At 31.6% G+C, this 21,666-nt stretch carries 18 protein-coding genes; 1 reads left to right on the top strand and 17 read right to left on the bottom strand.

What is annotated here, in order from left to right:
• Nucleotides 1–9: 9 nt before the first annotated feature.
• The 14 genes from RB618_RS10430 to RB618_RS10365 all read right to left on the bottom strand — a co-directional run bounded on the left by RB618_RS10430 (nucleotide 10) and on the right by RB618_RS10365 (nucleotide 17,359).
• Nucleotides 10–1,092, bottom strand: a complete 1,083-nt coding sequence (locus RB618_RS10430; protein WP_308068670.1) for a DegT/DnrJ/EryC1/StrS family aminotransferase — start codon at nucleotides 1,090–1,092, stop codon at nucleotides 10–12.
• Nucleotides 1,089–2,522, bottom strand: a complete 1,434-nt coding sequence (locus tag RB618_RS10425; RefSeq protein ID WP_308068669.1) for a lipopolysaccharide biosynthesis protein — start codon at nucleotides 2,520–2,522, stop codon at nucleotides 1,089–1,091. The genes RB618_RS10430 and RB618_RS10425 overlap by 4 nt, the downstream gene beginning before the upstream one ends.
• 143 nt (nucleotides 2,523–2,665) lie before the next feature.
• The gene (locus RB618_RS10420; RefSeq protein ID WP_308068668.1) at nucleotides 2,666–3,721 is read right to left on the bottom strand and encodes a Wzz/FepE/Etk N-terminal domain-containing protein; all 1,056 of its coding nucleotides are present in this window, start codon (nucleotides 3,719–3,721) and stop codon (nucleotides 2,666–2,668) included.
• A gap of 25 nt (nucleotides 3,722–3,746) precedes the next feature.
• A complete protein-coding gene (locus RB618_RS10415) occupies nucleotides 3,747–6,251 on the bottom strand; it encodes an SLBB domain-containing protein (protein WP_308068667.1) in 2,505 nt (834 codons plus the stop codon).
• Nucleotides 6,252–6,301: 50 nt separating this feature from the next.
• A complete protein-coding gene (rfbB, locus tag RB618_RS10410) occupies nucleotides 6,302–7,348 on the bottom strand; it encodes a dTDP-glucose 4,6-dehydratase (protein WP_202005546.1) in 1,047 nt (348 codons plus the stop codon).
• 16 nt (nucleotides 7,349–7,364) lie between these two features.
• Nucleotides 7,365–8,372, bottom strand: coding sequence for a mannose-1-phosphate guanylyltransferase (locus RB618_RS10405; protein ID WP_308068666.1), 1,008 nt, complete (start codon nucleotides 8,370–8,372; stop codon nucleotides 7,365–7,367).
• Nucleotides 8,373–8,403: 31 nt separating this feature from the next.
• Nucleotides 8,404–9,693: a nucleotide sugar dehydrogenase gene (locus tag RB618_RS10400; protein ID WP_308068665.1), complete on the bottom strand. Its 1,290-nt coding sequence runs from the start codon at nucleotides 9,691–9,693 to the stop codon at nucleotides 8,404–8,406.
• 283 nt (nucleotides 9,694–9,976) lie between these two features.
• Nucleotides 9,977–10,441 (bottom strand): UpxY family transcription antiterminator, encoded by a 465-nt coding sequence (locus RB618_RS10395; RefSeq protein WP_308068664.1) that lies wholly within the window; start codon nucleotides 10,439–10,441, stop codon nucleotides 9,977–9,979.
• Between the two features lie 64 nt (nucleotides 10,442–10,505).
• Nucleotides 10,506–11,897 (bottom strand): UDP-glucose 6-dehydrogenase, encoded by a 1,392-nt coding sequence (locus tag RB618_RS10390; RefSeq protein WP_308068663.1) that lies wholly within the window; start codon nucleotides 11,895–11,897, stop codon nucleotides 10,506–10,508.
• Between the two features lie 26 nt (nucleotides 11,898–11,923).
• A complete protein-coding gene (locus tag RB618_RS10385; protein WP_308068662.1) occupies nucleotides 11,924–12,907 on the bottom strand; it encodes an SDR family oxidoreductase in 984 nt (327 codons plus the stop codon).
• A 10-nt stretch (nucleotides 12,908–12,917) separates the two neighbouring features.
• Nucleotides 12,918–15,365 carry a polysaccharide biosynthesis tyrosine autokinase gene (locus RB618_RS10380; protein WP_308068661.1) on the bottom strand — a complete coding sequence of 816 codons (2,448 nt, stop codon included), beginning with the start codon at nucleotides 15,363–15,365 and terminating at the stop codon, nucleotides 12,918–12,920.
• Nucleotides 15,366–15,380: 15 nt separating this feature from the next.
• Complete coding sequence (locus RB618_RS10375) at nucleotides 15,381–16,172, bottom strand: polysaccharide biosynthesis/export family protein (protein WP_308068660.1); 792 nt, start codon at nucleotides 16,170–16,172, stop codon at nucleotides 15,381–15,383.
• A 70-nt stretch (nucleotides 16,173–16,242) separates the two neighbouring features.
• On the bottom strand, nucleotides 16,243–16,863 hold the full coding sequence (recR, locus tag RB618_RS10370; protein ID WP_308068659.1) for a recombination mediator RecR: 621 nt from the start codon (nucleotides 16,861–16,863) through the stop codon (nucleotides 16,243–16,245).
• A gap of 130 nt (nucleotides 16,864–16,993) precedes the next feature.
• A complete protein-coding gene (locus tag RB618_RS10365; protein ID WP_308068658.1) occupies nucleotides 16,994–17,359 on the bottom strand; it encodes a CoA-binding protein in 366 nt (121 codons plus the stop codon).
• Between the two features lie 152 nt (nucleotides 17,360–17,511).
• On the opposite strand from RB618_RS10365, the gene RB618_RS10360 reads away from it, so the two are divergent.
• Nucleotides 17,512–18,138: a MarC family NAAT transporter gene (locus RB618_RS10360; RefSeq protein WP_095931487.1), complete on the top strand. Its 627-nt coding sequence runs from the start codon at nucleotides 17,512–17,514 to the stop codon at nucleotides 18,136–18,138.
• 80 nt (nucleotides 18,139–18,218) lie between these two features.
• Here the strand turns inward: RB618_RS10360 and ctlX are convergent, their stop codons facing one another.
• From ctlX to RB618_RS10345, 3 genes are all read right to left on the bottom strand, one after another.
• Entirely contained in the window at nucleotides 18,219–19,154 is a 936-nt protein-coding gene (gene ctlX / locus RB618_RS10355; protein ID WP_308068657.1) for a citrulline utilization hydrolase CtlX, read from the bottom strand.
• Between the two features lie 119 nt (nucleotides 19,155–19,273).
• Nucleotides 19,274–20,188 carry an arginine deiminase family protein gene (locus RB618_RS10350; protein ID WP_308068656.1) on the bottom strand — a complete coding sequence of 305 codons (915 nt, stop codon included), beginning with the start codon at nucleotides 20,186–20,188 and terminating at the stop codon, nucleotides 19,274–19,276.
• Between the two features lie 63 nt (nucleotides 20,189–20,251).
• On the bottom strand, nucleotides 20,252–21,529 hold the full coding sequence (locus tag RB618_RS10345; protein WP_308068655.1) for a citrate synthase: 1,278 nt from the start codon (nucleotides 21,527–21,529) through the stop codon (nucleotides 20,252–20,254).
• Nucleotides 21,530–21,666 lie beyond the last annotated feature (137 nt).

Genomic DNA, 21,666 nt, shown 5'->3' with positions numbered 1-21,666 from the left:
TTTATTACTTTAATTATTTTGAACTCTTAAAATTAATCTACAAATCAAATCTACCTCTTCTAAGGTTAAATCATAATATAATGGTAAACACAAAACTCGTTTAGAAATAGCATCGGTCACGCTAAATTTTTTCGGTTCAAGATATGGCAAAGCACTTGCTAACGAAGGATAGAAGTAACGTCTTGTAAAAATTTCACTACTATCAAGTGTTGATTTAATTTTTAACAACAATTCTTCACTCTCTAGTACCACGCAATAATATGCAAAATTTTGCTCAGAATCTTTATGCCAAACTGGTCGATAAGCTTTTAATGTTTTTAGTTTTTCGTCATATCTTGACACTATCGATTTTCTGTTATTATGTATACTTTCAATATGATTTAGATTCACGAGTCCCATCGCTGCATGAAATTCGGAATTTTTTCCATTTATACCTAATTCAGAAAAACGATCAAAACCTGAGATCCCAAAATTACGGATATAGGCAAGTTTCTTGAGTAAATCAGCACATTTTGTTACAATTAGCCCCCCCTCAATTGAATGATACAATTTCGTAGCATGAAGAGAACATGTCGTAATATCACCATATTCGAAAATAGATTTTCCATTAACTTGTACTCCAAAAGCATGGGCACCATCGTAAATTACTTTCAAGTTGTGCTTTTTTGCAATATTTTCAATAGCAACCACATCACAAGGATTACCATAAACGTGAGTAGCTAAAATTGCTTCCGTTTTTTCAGTTATTCCATTTTCGATTTTTGAAGCATCAATATTTAATGTATTCTCATCTATATCAACAAAAACTGGAGTGCATCCTTCCCAAACAACACAAGAAGTTGTTGCTACAAATGAAAAAGGAGTCGTAATTATTTCTCCTTTCAAATCAAGAGCTTTAATAGCCATCTGCAATGCTACAGTTCCATTAGTAACAAATAATAGATGATCTACTTTAAGATATTCTTTAAGATTCATTTCGAGTTCACTAGCTAATGGCCCCATATTGGTCAACCACTGTCTCTTCCAAATCCCGTCAACCAATTGTTTATAATCTTCTTGTGGGGGTAAAAATGGTTTAGTAACTGGTATCATTGTTTTTTTATTATGTTTCTAATATCACTTAGAGTTTGAAATTTAAATACAAAAGCCAAAAAAATATAAATTATTGTTCCTACAATGCTACTAATTACAAGTCGCGATATATTATTGTAAGCAATTAAATTATTATTAACTAAAAAAACGATTAAGCCCATACAAATAGAAATAGCAAAAATAGGGAAGATATCAAATAATTGCCTTTTCATTGTATAATCAATAATAGAGCCTGCATAATGAGTATTTATAAAAAGTGCAATTATTGATGCAATAACATATCCAAACAACAATGCAGTAAAACCATAAAAAACAGAAATTAAAATTATGAAAATTAAAATTATTTTTTTTATAACCTCTAATCTTAAAAACAAATCACTTCTGCCTTTTACTTGAAGTATCAACAAATTATACATATGCAAGGGATATAAAATACCTGAAAAACAAATAATCTGAAATATTGGTACAACTGGCAACCATTTTTCTGTAAATAAAAAAACAACTAACTCATTTCCTAACAATGCCATCAGTACAATGATTGGAGTTACAATAAAAAGAACAATCAACATAATCTTCTTGTATGCTTCTCTCAAAGCTGATATATCATCTTGCACTTTAGCAAATAAAGGGAAAACTACTTTATTTAAAGCAACTGAAATATTACCTACGGGCAACATCATTAATGAATTAGCTCTAGTGTAATATCCTACCGTAACTGGTGAATAAATTCTACCAATAATTATCTGATAAATATTGGTAAAAACAGTATCTAAAAGCGAAGAAATAGTCATCTTGTATCCGAAATGGAAATGCAATTTAAATTTATCTATGTCAAAAATAAATTCTGGACGCCAATCGGATGAAAACCACAAAAAAACAGATGTCAATAGGTTAGTCAAAAGCATTGAATATACTAAAGACCATACCCCAAAATTATTGTAAGCCAGAACAACACCTAAAAAACTTCCACTTAATAATGCAGGAAATGTAATGACTGCCTGCTTTTTAAATTTCATTTCTCTAATTAAAATAGTATTTTGAACAGTTCCGAATGCTAAAAAAACAAAGGAAAGCCCATATATCCTAGCTATATCTGTAAGTAAAGGTTGTTTATAAAACAGCGCTATATAAGGAGCAAACGCAAAAAACAGAAGATATACTAATAAACTAACTCCTAAATTAAAAAAAAAAACAGTTGAATAATCTCTCGTGTCTGTTTTTGAAACTCTGATTAAAGAACTTGTCATTCCACCTTCAAAAAATGCCGTGGCAATTCCAATAAATACAGTTAGCATTCCTATCAAGCCAAATTCTGAAGGAAGAAGAACTCTTGCCAAAACTATTTGAACTAAAAACGTGATCAATTGCGTGGAAAATTGCTGTAAAAATGACCAAACAAAACCTTTTATAGTCTCTTTTTTTAATGACATATCAAACTAAAAGTAAGCACATTATTATTATTTTAAAGTTGCGCACATTTGCTTCATCATAGTAAGCCTTTATTTAATTTAAACTTTACTTGATTTCTACTAAAATTCTAAAATAAACTTTAAGAGAAAGTTTAATACACAATTTAGGCATTCAAACTACGCAAAATCCGTTTTACAATCAAATATATGACCGTAAAAAAAACACCAAAAAAACCACCGATAATAATTCCTTTCGCTTTACCAAACCTTTCTTTTGCGAGTGGTAAAATTGGTCTATCTATCACTTGAATTAGAGGCGTTTCTTTTCTAAGAGTTACCTTAGCCAATTCTGCCTGCTTAACCAATTCCGTTAAAATAGCGGTATTTGCCTGAACATCCACTTGTCTTCTAGCAGAAGGAGCTCTTTTAACATTAAGCGCAGGATTTAGATTAAAAGTATTATCATTTGCAATTGCCACTCCTGTGATGGAACCATTCAACTCCCTCCTAATAGAATCTACTTGTCGCTCAAGTATATTCATATTTATTCTAGCCTTTTTACTTTTGGTTTCTATATAAAATTTACCAACTTCTTTTGCTAATTCCTCACAAAAATATTTTGCAAACAATTCATTTGCAGAAGAAACGTCTATACTAATAATAGAAATTTTTTTATCTTTTTGTCCAACAGATAGTTCTTCTTTCAACAATTTATTATAAATCAATCCCAATACACTATCCTGAACTCGAGTAAAGTTTTTACGATCGCTCGCTGGCAAAAATTCTATTGAAGCGACTTTTAGATTATCCTTCCAATGTTCTCGCCATTTATTATTTTGAATAAACATTTCTGCTAATGAAATATTTTTCCCATTTACAGATACTGATCTTAATAAGGTTTTTTCAACCATGGTACGAGACTTAAACAATTCTGTTAAATTAGAAGCTGTAAATATTCCTCCGCCACTACTCCCTAAATCTAATCCAAATGAGCTTGCCAAACCAAGTGCACCACCTATACCCCCACCATTTTTTTCATCTTCTAAGGCAAACGACAACGTTGCTTTATAAGTAGGCTTCTTGACTAAGGAGTACACCACCCCTATGGAAGCACCAATCATTCCTACCAAAATAATAATCTTCCATTTGCTAAGCAAAAACCAATACCATTCTTTTGCCTTATTAATTAATTCTTTTAATGAAATTTCGTCGTTTTCCATTGAATATATTATGTATAAAAACTATTTATTTAAAAGCTGTCACAATTAACAATGCCAAACTAGCAAATGCAGTCCCAAGCCCAGCCCATTCTCCAGCACTCATCTTTTTCTTTTCAGGCTTTTCAGGTACAACGATTTGTGAATCAGGTTCTACTTTCGGATAAGATCTAAAAAACAAAAATGAAGTTGTTACCGCTGCTTTACCATTAGGATATATTATATAAGCTTTTCTCGTCCATCCTTTATTATCAGCACCTCCCACCGAGTTGATATAGTATTTAAATCCTTTCCCACTTCTATATGGAATTTCAGAAGTTAGCAACACATTCCCTGTAACTTTTACTCCTTCGTTATATACGGCAACTTCAATCTCGTCACCAGGAAATAAAGTAACATTAGAATAGTGATTTTTATCTTTTACAATTTTTTCCCAATTAACAGGAATCGTTGTGTATTTCAATTCATCTCTTAATTTTTTTGACAACTTAGATTTAAGCGTATCTTTAGTTTTAAAATTTGATTCTTCTTCAATTCCCTCTTTTTTATCTGATGTTTCTTTTTTCTCCAAATTAAGATTTATGCTTTCCAATTGTTCTAATTGTTCTTCTTTGATCGGCCTTTTAATTTTCATACCATCCAAATTTGCAATAGATGTTAATCCACCCGCTCTCATTACTACATTGTAAACTCTCTCCTTCTTATTTGCTAGAACATATTTTCCTGGATATGTAACAGCTCCGCTTACTTTAACCATTTCAGGTTTTTCATAAACTGCCATTCTACGAATATTAATAACGTCAAAAGGTTTTAAGACAAAATTCTTTATTTGCTCATTATTATCTGCTGTTATCTCTAGTTCAACTAATTCTATACGTTTAGGATCAGCATCATCAATAGCATCAGATTTAATCATCCTTGCAATTTCAACTCTTTTTGAAGCAGAACCTGTTAAGCCTCCTACTTGAACTACTAAATCATTTAAAGTAAGATTTTCGAAATATTCATATTCTCCAGGATTTTTTACCTCACCATCTATCGTAACTTTATACTCCTCTCTAAATTCTAAAATAGAATATACAGTTACTATATCTTCTCTTTTTAATTCAATATCTGCATTTAAATCACCTGATAAGGCAACACCTAAATCTACATTAACAATTTCTGTTGTTAGATCTGTTTTTAAACGAATAACCCTTGCTCGTTTGCTATAAGCGTCTTCTTTTAATCCTTCTGCTCTAATAATAAGATCTGAAATTCTCATTCCCTCAGTAAAAGAATAATAATCTGGTCTAAAAACGGCACCTTCAATCTTAATACGATTTTCAAATCGGTTCAAAATTTTTGTAACTTTAAAGACATCTCCCGATTGAGGCTCATAAGAACTGTATTCACTTTCGTTTATATCGTGAACTTTAAACTCTTTTCCTGTTTTTTGAAGAACATTAACCGAAGCAGTATAAGCAAATTCATTAAACCCAGATGCAAAATTCAATAAGTCAGAAAATTTCTCCCCTTTTCTCATTTCAAAAATCCCTGGTCTTTTTACTTCACCTTCAACAGTAACTCTTTGAGTATATGCTGGGATTCTAATTACATCATTTTCTTTTAAACTGACATTATCAGACTGATCTCCTTTAACTAAAAATCGATAAATATCAATATTCTTGTAAACCTTGTTATTTCGTATCAATTCAATATTTCTATAACTGCCATTCTTTCCAGGTCCACCTGCTAAGTGCAACGCATTGTAAACAGTTGCCAAAGAAGATATTGAATAATTACCAGGTTGTTTCCCCCCAACGATTGTTACTTTTATGGTACGTATCTTTCCTAAACTGATACTCACCTGAGATTGTCCAGAGCGAACAGTGCTATACACTTTAGCAATAGCAGCTTTTATTTTCTGCGTTGCTGCTTCAATAGACATTCCTGAAACGGATATTTGTCCCACATAATCAATACTTACTTTCCCTTCAACGCTTACTGGTATATTGGCATTATATTCTTGGACACCATATATACTTATCTGCAATTCATCACCAGGGCCTAAAACGTAGTTCATAGGAGTGGCTAAGTTTAAATCTGGTTCAAAATTTAATGTAGGATTATCAAATAGTTCTGAACCAAAAATTAAAGCATTTAAAGAATCTTTTATTTTTTCATTTTTTATTTTTTCTTGCTTTCTTCCAAACTCCGATTCCTTATCTGTCTTTTTTAATTTATCTTGATCCTTTTTACTTTTATCTTTATCCTTATCTGAAGTATTCTTTCTTTCGTATTCATTAACACGAGCTCTTAACTTATCAAATTCCACTTGACTCATTCCCTTTGATAGAGCCATCGATTCAACATCATTAATTGTTGCTTTATTACTTTTTAGTTGAGAAACAATTTTTCCAATTTCATCATCTGATAAATAATCTACTTTTACAGTACTAAGGTCTTTAGATTTTATAATATCCTGAGCATTTGCATTAAAAGAAATTAATAAAGTAAAAAATAGAGCAAGAACGTATATTATTTTTTTCATGTTTATGAGAAAATTATTTAAAAGAATTTTTATTATTTTAATATCTTCTTTTATGAGTATTGTTTTTGATAGTAATCCTTATAAGCTCCTGAAGTAACATTTTGAAGCCATTCTTGGTTATTCAGGTACCAATTGATAGTTCTTTCTAACCCTTCTTCAAAAGTAACTGAAGGTTTCCAACCTAGTTCTCTATTAATTTTTGAAGCATCAATCGCATAACGTAAATCATGACCTGGTCTATCTTTTACATAAGTAATTAGTTTTTCCGAAGTACCTTGTTCTCGTCCTAATTTTCCATCCATTATTTTACATAGTAACTTAACCAGATCTATATTTTTCCATTCATTAAATCCGCCAATATTATACGTCTCATGATTCTTTCCTTCATGAAAAACTAAATCTATCGCTATTGCATGGTCTTCCACAAAAAGCCAATCACGCGTGTAATTTCCATCTCCATAAACAGGTAATGACTTATTGTTTATAATATTATTAATAAAAAGAGGAATAAGCTTTTCAGGAAAATGATATGATCCGTAATTGTTTGAACAATTAGTTAAAACATATGGAAGTCCATAAGTTTCTCCATAAGCTCTAACAAAATGATCAGAACTTGCTTTTGAAGCTGAATATGGTGAATTTGGATCATAAGGCGTTTCCTCTGTAAATAATCCTGTTGCTCCTAATGAGCCATAAACCTCGTCAGTACTTATATGATAAAATCTTTTACCCGCAAAATTATCTTTCCATTGATTTTTAGCTGCATTTAACAAATTCATTGTTCCAATAACATTTGTTTTTACAAATGCTAATGGATCTTCAATTGAACGATCAACATGTGATTCTGCCGCTAAATGTAAAACTCCATCAAAATCGTGAAGTTTAAAAAGATCATTTATAAAACTTTCATCTACTATATCTCCTTTTACAAAGGTATAATTTGAATTATTTTCAATATCTTTTATGTTTTCCAGATTTCCTGCATATGTTAAAGCGTCTAAATTAAAAATCTGATATTGCGGATACTTGTTTACGAAACGTCTTACCACATGAGAACCAATAAAACCAGCTCCGCCAGTTATTAGAATTTTTTTCATTTTAAAATGCTTTTTATTAATTTAATAAATCCGAGTTTTGTTTTTCCAATTCGTTGTATATATCCTTTACATCCTGCGAGTTTTCTTTTTGTAAAATCAAATTAGCATTATCTGTATGTACAAAAATAGTATTTCTTAAGCCTAAGAAAGTTGTATGACTATCACAACCTATTACCATATTGCCATTAGAATCTACAGGATGTCCTTTTGAAACTAAGTATTCGTATACTGATTCAAAAGAACCGAGATCAGACCAAGAAAAAGATGCTGGAACTACTTTAATTTTTTTGCTCCTTTCCATCACAGCATAATCAATACTTATTGACGGGATTTGCATTGATAAATCTAAATCTAAAAATCCTTCTTTAGAAGCTTCCCAAACTATTTTAGATTTTTCGTAAACATCTGGTTGAAATTGTTTTAATTCATCTAATAGTACACTTGCTTTGAAACAAAACATACCACTATTCCATAAAAAATTTCCTTTTGCAATAAATTCTTTTGCAGTAGTTTCATTTGGTTTTTCCCGAAATGACAAAACTTCATCTCCTTTAGATTCAATATAACCGTAACCTGTTTCTGGTTTCGTTGGAATAATTCCGAAAGTAACAATATAATCTTCTTGAGCTTTAGAAATAGCTTCTTGGATCGCATTATTATATCCCTCCATTTTATCTATTATATGATCTGAAGGCGTAACAATTAATATATCATCTGGATTTGAAGCAAAAGCCGCAAAAGCAATCGCCGCTGCCGTATTTCTAGGTGTCGCTTCAACAATATTTGTGTAAGAAGTTTTAGTTTTATCCATCACTTTTCCACTTAAATGATGATTATCTACATTCCCTACTACCATTACTTTATCGGCCAAATGACTATTTCGTTCTATAGTCATTTCAAATAAAGATTTTCCTTCAAATATCTCTAAATATTGTTTAGGTTGACTTTTACGAGAAAGTGGCCATAATCTACTTCCTACTCCACCTGTCAAAACTACATGTACTATTGATTTTTTTGTTTCCATTTTCTCTAAAAATAAAAAAAGACTTTTAGTTCTATAGCCTATTATCTGCTATAGTCCCTAAAACTCCTTTTACATCATATAATAAACTATTTGATTTTTGCAATTTAGCAAAATCTAGCTCTAAGAATTCAGCATGTGAAACTCCAAGAACTATTGCATCAAATTTATTGTTTGGAATAGAGTTTAATGTTACTAAATTATATTCTTTTATTACATCATGTGCATCTGCAAGGGGATCAAATATGGTTACTAAAATTCCATATTCCTTTAAAGCCTTTACAACATCTACAATCTTAGTGTTTCTAACGTCCGGACAGTTCTCTTTGAAAGTAATTCCAAGCATTAGCAATTCAGCACCATTAACAGAAATACCTTTTTTAATCATTAACTTCACTATTTGTGAAGCTACATACTCACCCATGCTGTCATTTAGACGTCTTCCTGCTAAAATTATTTCTGGATGATATCCAAATTCTTGTGCTCTTTGTGCTAAATAATATGGATCTACACCAATGCAATGTCCTCCAACAAGACCTGGTTTGAAAGGCAAAAAATTCCATTTTGTCGAAGCTGCAGCCAATACTTCTTGGGTATCAATATTCATTAAGTTGAATATCTTGGCTAATTCGTTAACAAAAGCAATATTAATGTCTCGCTGAGAGTTCTCAATAACTTTCGCTGCCTCCGCTACTTTTATTGTTGGAGCCAAATGAGTTCCGGCAGTAATTACAGACTTATATAAAGCATCAACTTTTAAACCTATTTCTGGTGTTGATCCTGATGTTACTTTTAAGATTTTTTCAACTGTATGCTCTTTATCGCCTGGGTTAATCCTTTCTGGCGAATATCCTGCAAAAAAATCTTCATTAAATTTCAATCCTGAAACCTGCTCTAAAACCGGAACACATTGTTCTTCCGTAACTCCAGGATAAACTGTAGATTCGTAAATAACTATATCTCCTCTTTTTAAAACTTTACCAACGGTTTCACTAGATTTATAAAGAGGCGTTAAATCTGGCCTATTGTTTTTGTCTACTGGTGTAGGAACTGTAACTATATAATAATTACATTCAGCAATGTCAGCTATAGAGGTAGTACAATATAATCCTTCTTTTACATCAGTTTTATTTACTAAAACGCTTTGTAAAACATCATCCTCTACTTCTAAAGTAGTGTCTGTTCCTGATTTCAGAGAACTAACTCTCGATTCATTTATATCAAAACCAATTACAGAATATTTTGTTGCAAACAGTCGTGCTAATGGCAATCCGACATAACCTAAACCAATAACTGCAATTTTAATATTTTTTTCTAACTTCATCTTCTTAATTTCTTTAGGCTTTTAAAAATTCACGGCTTCGCCGTTCCAAGTCACAATATCTGACTCAGATGCCTAAATTAATCATTTTCGCGCAAATATAGTATAATAACTCTAGTTAATCAATACGGTTTCCCGTAATACTCAAAAACAAATTGTTAATAAAAAAACACTTAACCACAATACGTTATTAATCAGGCTGTAAATAATTACTTTATAAAAAAAACAGAAGAAAAATATCTAAAAAAAGACTTCCCTTCTGTTTACTTTTTATTGAATAACGCTGTTATTTATATTTTATTTTCAAGACACACCCTAAAGCTTCCAGCACTAGCACATAATAATTATTAGAGACTTCCTGAACAATTGCATTTTGATTGATAAACGCACCAGACTCTAATTTAATTTTATCTCCAACCTGAATAGCCGCAACTGAAACATCACTCAAATTGGGATCTTTTAAACTTGTTCTAATAATTTCAATTTCTTGATCCTTTACAATTGCAGCCTTTCCCAACCAAAACAAATACCTTACTACTCCTTGCGCTTGAAAAACCAAATTACGATCGGAATCTGACAAATGAACAAAAACATAAGAATTAAAAAGAGGCGTTTCAACTTTCTTTTTTCGATCTGACCACTGTTTTATCTGAGTAATCAATGGACAATAGCATTCTATTCCCAACTGATTAAGTTTATCTGCAACTTTCTTCTCCCATTTAGGTTTTGTATAAACTACGTACCAATTCATTCTTTTTCATTTAGCATGAAACAAGGCATTTTGCTCCATTTTATTTATAAACACAAAAATCTGTTTATGATCCAATACCTCTATAAACGAATCCGATTGTTTCTAATTGTTTAGCATTTAGAATATTTCTTCCATCAAAAATAAAAGCTGGCTTATGCATAGAATCATAAATCTTTTTCCAATCGTAAGTCGTAAATTCATCCCATTCTGTTAAGACTGCAATTGCATGAGCATCTTTACATGCTTTATAGGCGTCTTCAAACACATCTAATGCTTTTGCATTTTCTTCATTTGATCTTGTTTCTAAATAGTTAAGATCGCTTAACATCTTATTTTCTGAAACTTTCGGATCAAAAACTGAGATTTTTGCATGCTCATTTATTAAATCATCGGCAACATAAATTGCTGCAGATTCTCTAGTATCGTTTGTATCTTTTTTGAAAGCCCAACCTAAAAAAGTAATTTTCTTATCGGCTACTGTATTGTACAATGTCTGAACAATTTTACTTGAGAATCTTCTTTTTTGATGATCGTTCATTATAATAACCTGTTCCCAATAATCTGCAACTTCGTTCAATCCGTATGATTTTGCTATATAAACTAGATTCAAAATATCTTTTTGAAAGCAAGAACCGCCGAACCCCACAGAAGCCCTTAAGAATTTAGGTCCAATTCTGCTATCCATACCTATTGCTTTTGCAACTTCATTTACATCTGCACCAGTTTTCTCGCAAAGTTCTGACATTGCATTAATTGAAGAAATACGTTGCGCTAAAAATGCATTTGCTGTAAGTTTAGATAATTCTGATGACCAAACATTTGTAGTTAAAATTCGATCTCTGCTTACCCAATTTGAATAAACTTCTACTAATGAATTAATAGCTTCCTCTCCTTCTTGGGTGGTATCTCCACCAATTAAAATTCGATCTGGATTTAATAAATCTGTAACTGCAGTACCTTCTGCTAAAAACTCTGGATTGGATAAAATTTGAAACTGAACGCCATTTCCTGTATTATCTAAAATACTTTTTATAGCCTCAGCAGTCCTAACCGGCAAAGTAGATTTCTCTACTACAATTTTATTTTGTTTTGCAACTCTTGCAATTTGTCTAGCGCATAATTCGATATATTTTAAATCGGCTGCCATACCTTTTCCTTTTCCATAAGTTTTGGTTGGCGTATTTACCGAAATAAAAATCATTTGAGCTTCGTCTATTGCTTTATCCACATCAGTAGAAAAAAACAGATTTCTACCTCTCGCTTCAGCTACAATTTCAGAAAGTCCAGGTTCATATATCGGAATATTTTCAGGATTCGGATCATTCCAATCTGCAATTCTTTGTTCATTTAAATCAACAACCGTAACCTGAATATTGGGGCATTTTTGAGCAATCACAGCCATTGTAGGTCCACCAACATATCCTGCACCAATGCAGCAAATTTTTGTAATTTTCATTTGATCTGTTTTATCTTGATCTTAAATTATTTTAAATTATTCCAATACCATTCAACAGCTTCTCTTAATCCGTCTTGCAAAGAATACTTTGGATTATAACCAAGATTTCTTTTTGCTTTTTCGATACTTGCTAAAGAATGAGGAATATCTCCTACTCGATTTTCACCATATACAACTGGAATATCTTTTATTTTCGGATCAAAATCTGACAAATATTCCTTTAAAGACTTAATTAAGTCATTCAATGTATTTCGATCTCCAAACGCTGTATTATAAACAGTGTTAATGGCTTCTGGATTTTGACAAGTCATTGCTAACTCATTCATCTGAATAACATTGTCTATATATGTAAAATCACGAGAATAATTTCCATCACCATTAATAACTGGACTCTCATTATTCATAAGTTGCTTTACAAACTTTGGAATCACAGCGGCATAAGCTCCATTTGGGTCTTGTTTTCGCCCAAAAACATTAAAGTAACGAAGCCCAATAGTTTCTAATCCGTATGTTCTGCTAAATATTTCTGCATACAATTCATTTACATATTTAGTAATTGCATAAGGAGATAATGGTTTTCCTATAACATCTTCTACTTTTGGCAATCCTTGAGAATCTCCATAGGTAGAAGAACTCGCTGCATATATAAACCGTTTTACTTCAGCATCCCGCGCTGCAGTAAGCATATTTAAAAAGCCAGAAACATTTACATCATTTGTTGTAATTGGATCTTTTATTGATCTTGGAACAGATCCTAAAGCCGCTTGATGCAAAACATAATTCACTCCTTCAACTGCCAAATTACAATCGGCCAAATTTCGAATATCACCTTCTATTAATCTAAAATCTGGATTATCTAAAAAGTCTTTTAAATTATGACGATGTCCTGTAGAAAAGTTATCTAAACAAACCACCTTATAACCTAAGCCTAAAAAATACTCAGTCAAATTTGAACCAATAAATCCAGCTCCTCCCGTAATTAAAATTGTATTTTTTATTTTACTTTCCATTTATCAAACTTTAGCTTTTTCTAATTCGATTCAAAAATGTTTTCCAAAATCCACTTTTAACTTCTTCTTCGTGATAACCATTTGAATAAGCTCCATAACCGTAGCCATACCCATAGCCACTACCGTACTTAGCTTTATTTTCATAACCGTTTAATACAATGCTTACGTTGCTTAACTCTCCACGTTTAATTCTAGTATTTAACAACGTTATCATATCTTTCTTAGTATAATTTTGTCTTACAATATACAATGTTACATCTGCAAACTGAACTAATTCTAATGAATCAGCTACTAAGCCAACTGGAGGAGTATCTAAAACAATATAATCATATTTCTGTTTCAATTCGTCAATCAGCTCTTTCATTGCATCACTTAAAATCAGCTCAGAAGGGTTTGGAGGAATTGGCCCCGAAAGTATTACGTCTAAATTTGGAATCTGTGTTGAATTAGTGATTTCTTCCAAGCTATTTTGCTTTATCAAATAATTAACAACTCCCAAAGATGACTTTAATTGAAATTCATCTGCTAATCTAGGTTTTCTTAAATCTAGACCAACAATTACTGTTTTCTTTTCGCTTAAAGCAAAAACAGTAGCTATATTTATAGAACAGAATGTTTTTCCTTCACCACTAATTGAAGACGTTATCATTAACGTTTTAGATCCGCTAACCTGTTGCTTTTTATATAAAAACTGAAGCGAAGACCTTATACCTCTAAAGGATTCCGAAAGAGCTGATTTTGGTTTTTCAAAAACAGCCATATTGCCAGAGTCTTTGTTAAGACCAATTACTCCAAGTAATGGAATTTGAGTTAATTTACTAATATCTTCGCTATTCTGAATAGAATTATTAATAAAAAATATTATTAGAACAAATAACAAAGGCACTAAAATCCCTAAAAACAAAGCCATTACATAATTTACAGAAGTCTTTGGCCCTATTAACCCCCCGCCAATATCTTTTGCAGGATCAATAAAATGAATATCAGACAGATTAGATGCTCTTACAATTTCCGCCTCATTTCTTTTTTGAAGAAACTCTGTATAGATATTGTCATTCAAATCATACTTTCTTTTAATCTTCAGCAATTCCTGCTGTTCAGCAGGAAGTTTTTTAACAGTGCTTTCTGCTTGGCCAATTTTGGCATTTAACATTGATAAATCATAAACCAAAGAAGACTTTGCCGTAACAATATTCTCTTGAAGAACATTTTTTACCGCAGCCATTTGATTATCAAAATCTTTAAATATTTTTTCACTTTTTACAGCATAAGCCATTTCTGATCTTTGAGTGGAAAGCGCAATAAGTTTAGAAACATTAGCAATAATATTAGGATCTTCAATTCCGGCAACAGAGGGCGCTGGTAATCTAGAATAATCGTCACTACTATTTAAATAAGATCTTAACGAATTATAATAAGCTATTTTTCTGGTAACTTGATCTTTTTCAACATCAAAATTCATTATTTTTTCTGAAACCCTAGAGCCCCCATCCTCTATTTGATAAATATTTTTATCTTTTTGAAAAGATTTTAATTCGTTACCTGTTTGCTTAAGCTGAGACTCCATCGCAATAAGAGTACTATCGATAAACCTAATGGTATTTGTTGCAAATTGGTTTTTACCATCTAATTGCAATTTCATAAGCATCTTTACAGTAGAATTCAAATAATCAACCATTCTTTTTTTATTTGTTCCCTGCATTGATAAGGTCAATAACGATCCACTAGTTTTTCCTGCATCTACATTTATTCCTTTATATCTAGATACGGTTCCGTCAAAATCATTGAACCTAACAAAATATTCTTTCCCTTTATAAAATCCTGGATTATCAACGATTTGAAGTTTCCAATTCAAAAATGGAAGATTAACACTTTCTCCTGTCTTGTACTTTTTAACAAAAGTTATAGGTTGTACTGATGTATTGCTGTAAGAGTTATTACTGTAAGAGATTAACGAAACCGAATTGTTTTCAAACGGAATTTGAATTTGATATTCATTTTCACTTAGAAATTTTATACCAACTAATGTGTTTGCCAGCTGTCCCTTTGTTTTGTCAATCTCTACATAAAATGGTACTGCTCCGTAAGAATCTATTAAATTGTATTTTCCTTGTTCTAAATAATCAATATAAAATTGAAGTTTATCTACGACACGTTCATTATGAGATCTTGATTGTAAAATTGTAGAAATACCGTTTACTTGATCTGAAATACCTCCCCAATTGAAAACTAAACTTGTATTTGATGTAAAAAAAGGATTACTTTCTTCTTTAATAGAAATCATGGTTTGCATTCCGTAAATTTTTTCTTTACGAATATTTATCTGGTAAGCAATCGTGAATGTAATAACCAAACTTGCAAGAAACCATTTCCAGTAACTTGCAATTTTCAACAGAAATCCTTTAAAATCAAAATGTGAATGATTTTCAAAAATGGCAAAATCTTTAATGTCTAACATTTTAAAAATCTATTTTTATTTTATAATTAGATAAACTGTTGTCGCCAAAGATAACAATGTAATTATTGTTCCTATAGACTGTATTCCCGTTTGTCCAGTTCCCCAAGTTTTTTGTCTCAATGGTTTTACGTATATATAATCATTTGGCTGCAAATAATAATAAGGTGACTTCATCACATTTACATCTGTAAGATCAATATTATGCATTTGAGCTCCAGTTGGAGTTTGCCTAATTATTGTCACTTCTTTTCTATTTCCCACAGTAGTAATATCTCCTGCATTAGCAACAGCTTCCAAAATAGTTACATTATCTTTAAATAATGTTTTAGTCCCTGTATTTCCAACTTCTCCATTGATAGTATACCTAAAACCGGCTAACTTAACTGTAACAAAAATATTGGCCTCACTTTTAAAATATTCTTCCAGTAATTTTTTCTCAATTTTAACACGAACTTCTTCAAGAGTATATCCAATTACATTAATTTCTCCCAGAATTGGCATTCTAATATTTCCGTGATCATCAACTGTAAACCCATCAAAGTAAAGTCCTGATTCTGTCTTTGACATTTGACCACTTTGACTTTCTGATGTATTAAAAATAGAAACCAGTTTTGGATCAATCGCTTTTATATTGACGCTAATAATATCATTTACTTGCAATCTATATGGTTTTGATTCTACCGCTGCAATTGATTTTTGCTCACCTGAATCATTTTTATCCTGAAGGTAAACCAAATCTTTGATAGGAATACACGAGGTAAATAATGTTGAAATTAATAAGAATAGAAAAAAACTGTTTTTTGTCATTCGTTCAATGTTATCGCAAAGATCTTTTCCTTTAATATCAAAAAAAACCTAACTGCTATTTGGGGTTTAGTTAATTATTTTTAAATGTTTTTTCAAAAGGAACCCTATGCAATATACTTCGTCCTAGTGTTATTTCGTCTGCATATTCTAATTCATCTCCAACCGATATTCCTCTCGCGATTGTTGAGATTATAATTTCACTATCTGCAATTTGCTTATAAATATAAAAATTTGTTGTATCTCCTTCCATCGTCGAGCTTAACGCAAAAATAATCTCTGCCACATTTCCAGATTTTACTTTTGCTACCAAACTAGAAATATTTAACTGATTTGGTCCAACTCCTTCAATAGGAGAAATTTTTCCACCAAGCACATGGTATATTCCTTTAAATTGTCCAGTATTTTCTATTGCCATCACATCTCTAATATCTTCCACAATACAGATTGTTTCATGATTTCTAACTGGATTAGCACAAATCTCACAAATTTTGGTGTCAGAAATATTATGGCAGCTTTCACAAAAATTTATATCCTCACGCATATTTAATAATGCTTGAGACAAAAAAGCGGTTTGTTCTTTAGGCTGTTTCAACAAATGAAGAACTAACCGAAGTGCCGTACGCTTACCTATACCAGGTAATTGCGACATCTCGTTTACTGCTTTTTCAATTAATTTTGATGAAAATTCCATGACGACAAAAGTAATACTTTTAATGATTTAGCCTACATTAGAGTCATTAAATTCAAGGCTTAATCCTATTTAAAATTTATTACGAAACCTCTTTCTTTTACAGGCTCAAACAAAAGCAGCAACTTATTGTTTAATACTGATTTGTAGCTAACAAAACCAATGTACAAGCTACTTCTACCTCAATACCATTCGACTCTAACAATTGATACAATTGTGGATTTTCAGTCCCTGGATTAAAAACTACTCGTTTAGGGTGTGATTCGACGATATAATTATAATAATCTCTTTGACGAACAGGATTTAAATACAAAGTAATAGTGTCAATATTTTTAACTGGCATTGCCTTAGTCTGAATTTTCACTCCAGCTACTTCGCCTGTTTTTTGTCCGATTGCCAACACTGAATGCCCTTTTCCTACTAACATATTTACAGCTCTATATGAATAACGTTCAGGATTTGTTGATGCTCCTATAACTAATGTTTTTTTACTTTTCATGGTTCTTATTTAGACTGCAAAAGTAATCAAAAAGAACGATTTAACTTTATATCTTTGATTCAGAATCAGCAACAATAAAAAACATTATTATAACATAATTTCACACAAAAGCATTAAAAAATAACTACATTTACTTCACTAACCAATACTTTATGGAATTATTTATTTACTTATTTGCTGCTTTATTCTCGGTATTAAACCCAATTGGGACTGTACCAATTTTTGTTGGATTAACCCAACACGATTCTCAAAAAGAAAGATCCCGAATCTCTCTTTGGACTGCTATTAATGTTTTCATCATATTATTGGTATCTTATTTCATTGGTCAATATGTTCTAACTTTTTTCGGCATTAGCATAGACGCTTTAAGAATTGCAGGCGGAATCGTAATTGTAAATTCTGGCTTTTCTTTACTCTCAGGTAAATTCAACAAGAAACGAGGAATCAACAAAAAAATTGAAAACGAAGCACAGCACAGAAACGACATTGCACTAACTCCCTTAGCAATACCAATGCTTGCTGGCCCTGGATCAATGTCGCTTTTAATTGCTTTTTATCAAGAACACCACGAAATAAACGAAATCATAATATCTTCCTTAGCGATTTTAGCAATTGCGGTAGCAATTTTTGCCATTTTAAAGAGCGCTCATTATTTAGCTAGAATTTTAGGCGCTTCCGGAATTGTTGCTATTTCAAGAATTGTCGGCTTTATTGTTATTTCAATCGGCATTCAATATATTGTAAGTGCCATAGTTAATATTATTAAAGGGAATTTTTAATTAAAATAAAAAATTTCCAAAAAAAAAGTGGGGATGAAATTTTCAATAAATTTCATCCCCACTTTTTTAAAATATTGTTTCTAGCTTCTTGGCAAGAAAACTTCCGCCATCATACATCTAGCACTTCCTCCTCCGCAAGCTTCAATTGTATCTAAACTTGAACTTAAAATTTCTGCATGGTTTTCCAATTGGGCAATTTGTTTCGGAGTTAAGCTTTGATGCGCAGAAGCACTCATTACAATATATCTCTTATCATCTTTACCGCGAACTTCCAGCATATTTCCAGCAAAATTATTCACTTGATCTTCTGTAATTAAAATAACTTCCTTCTGATCTTGTTTAAGATTATCCAGAACCATTTTACGTTCTTTCTTATCATCAATAGAATCTGCACAGATAACGGCAAAAGTCTCACCTAAACACATCATCACATTAGTGTGATAAATTAATTTACGCTCACCATCAACAGTTTGAAAAGCTTCAAAAATTACAGGAGCATAATCAAAATCTTCACAGAACTCTATAAACAATTCTTCGTCTGCTCTTGGAGACAATGCACAATATGCCTTTCCGTTGGCTCTATCTAAAAGCAAACTTCCTGTTCCTTCTAAGAAAATACCATCTTCTTCTGCAGAAGTATAATCCATAATATTAGAAATTTCAAATCCTTTTTCTTCCAAAGTATCTAAAATATCTTCGCGGCGTTCTTGACGACGATTTTCAGCAAACATTGGATACAATGCCACATCTCCATTTTCATGAAATGAAACCCAATTGTTTGGAAAAATACTATCCGGAGTATCAGTCTCTAAATTGTCATCAACAACAGTTACATCAACACCAACTGCTCTAAGTTTTTCTACAAAAGCATCAAATTCCTGTTGTGCTTTAGCATTGACAGTACTTGGCAAAAGTCCGTCTAATACTTTTTGATAATAATTATTGACAGCCGTTTGTTCATTCATTCTGAATGCAACTGGGCGAATCATCACGATAGCATTAGTAGTTTGTTTCATTTTTTTTTATTTTTTCGTTTGCTTCGCCAATTCGGCTAAAGCCTCGAGTCAAGCTTTAAGTTTCAGGTTTCACGTCTTATAAAAATTTGAAACCTGAAACTTGAAACAAAAAAACTCTTTTAGTCTCTAATTAATGGTAAAGTTGAACATCTCAACAAACCTTCTTGTTTTGAAATTTCAGCATATGGAATTTCTTCAACAATAAAGCCATTTTCACGAAGCCAGTTATTCAATCTTGTAAAATTCTTCTCAGACACCACCACATTCTCATCAATTGAAAACACATTCGAAAACATATTATACATTTCGTTTCTTTCGATATGAAATAGATTTTCTTTTCCAAAAAGTTTCACTAAATAAAGATAATCTGCTTCTTCGCGAAAGCCCCTTTTATAGATAATTCCTTTATTTTTCCCAACCGGCTGAAAACAACAATCTAAATGCAACGCATTATCCCTTGCCTCTAATTTAGATTTTACTAAATCAAATTCTTTTACAATCTTATTAGGAAACAAAGATTTGATATAATTTACACCATGCATATTTGTTCGCGCAGTAATGTAATCTTTATAATCGCTTCCTTTATAAGTTCCTATAAAAATATGATCGTTCCAAAGCATAACATCTCCACCTTCTATATGAACTTCTTCTGGAGGGCGAACAACTTTTAATGGATCAATCTGATCAATTACATATTGAATAGCATCTAATTCTCTTTCTCTGTCTGGTAGAATATTAGATTTTACAAAAACATCATCAATTACAAATCCAATATCACGAGCAAAAATCTGATTATAATTTTCGATCATTTCTGGACGATAAACAGTTACATCATATTTCTGAAAAACAGCATTAAAAGCTTCCATTTCAGCAACCATATCTTTTTCTACAGGATAAGTTCCTGCTTTAATATGTTCCAATGATTTAGGGTCATAAGCCTCTTCTATAGTTGGAGTTGGACCATTATGAACAGCAGAACCCAGAACTACAGCACGAAGCCGAGACGTTTCGTTCTTTACATTTAATTGCAACATAACTTTATTATATTTTGAGCAAAGATAAAAAAAGCTTCACATGTAAGTGAAGCTTTCGTTTTTTTATTTATTAGACTTAAACTCTCGTAAAGGATGTCCTGTATAAATTTGTCTTGGTCTTCCAATTGGCTCTTTGTTTTCACGCATTTCTTTCCATTGCGCGATCCAACCTGGCAATCTTCCAATTGCAAACATTACAGTAAACATATCAGTTGGAATTCCTAAAGCTCTGTAGATAATTCCAGAGTAGAAATCAACGTTTGGATATAAGTTTCTTGATTTGAAATACTCATCTTCAAGAGCTGCTTTTTCTAATTTTCTTGCGATCTCTAAAATCGGGTCTTCAACACCTAGAGTCTCTAATACTTCTGTTGCTGCTTTTTTAATGATTTTAGCTCTTGGATCGAAGTTTTTGTAAACTCTGTGTCCGAATCCCATTAAACGGAATGGGTCATTTTTATCTTTCGCTTTCGCTAAAAACTTATCAGTATCTCCTCCGTCTTTATTAATTTCTTCAAGCATTTCAAGCACAGCTTGGTTTGCTCCACCGTGAAGTGGTCCCCAAAGTGCAGAAACCCCTGCAGAAACTGAAGCAAATAAACCAGCATGAGAAGAACCTACCATTCTAACCGTAGAAGTAGAACAGTTTTGCTCATGATCAGCGTGAAGAATAAACAATTTATCTAAAGCATTTACAATTACTGGATTTGCAGCATAAGGTCCTGTAGGCAATTTAAACATTAATTGCATGAAGCTTTCTACATAACCTTTTGTATTATCATAGTAATTTAAAGGATAACCCATAGACTTTCTGTAAGTCCATGTAGCAATCACTAAAAATTTTGCCATTGTTTTACAAATAGCCTCGTACATTTCTTTTTCATTATCTACATTAACTGCTTTTGGATTAAAAGCTGTTAAAGCGCTTGTTAAAGCAGATAACACTCCCATTGGGTGAGCTGTTTTAGGGAAACCGTCAATGATATTTTTCATTTCTTCGTTTACCAAAGAATGTTTTTTAATACCATTTTCAAAATCTTCTAATTGCTTAGCTGTAGGTAATTCACCAAAAATCAAAAGATATGAAACTTCTAAGAAACTTGCTTTTTCAGCAAGATCTTCGATTGAATATCCTCTGTAACGCAAAATTCCTTCTTCTCCATCTAGGAAAGTAATTTCACTTGTACAAGATCCTGAATTTTTATACCCTGGATCAAGAGTAATATAACCTGTTAAATCACGTAATTTGTTGATATCGATAGCTGATTCGTTTTCACTCCCTGTGATTACTGGAAGTTCAACCTTCTTACCATCTATTTCTAATGTAGCTATTTTTGACATAATATACTGGAAATAATTCTTTAAATAATAATTTATCAAATCTAATGAATTTAAGACTAATTAAAAAAAGAATACTGCTATGAATTTGTTAAAAGTCCAAAAAAAAACCATCCGCGGCGGCGGATGGTTTTTTCCAA

The organism is Flavobacterium sp. LHD-85 (assembly GCF_030929595.1).
Lineage (GTDB): Bacteria > Bacteroidota > Bacteroidia > Flavobacteriales > Flavobacteriaceae > Flavobacterium.
This window is presented reverse-complemented; position numbering and strand designations above follow the sequence as displayed.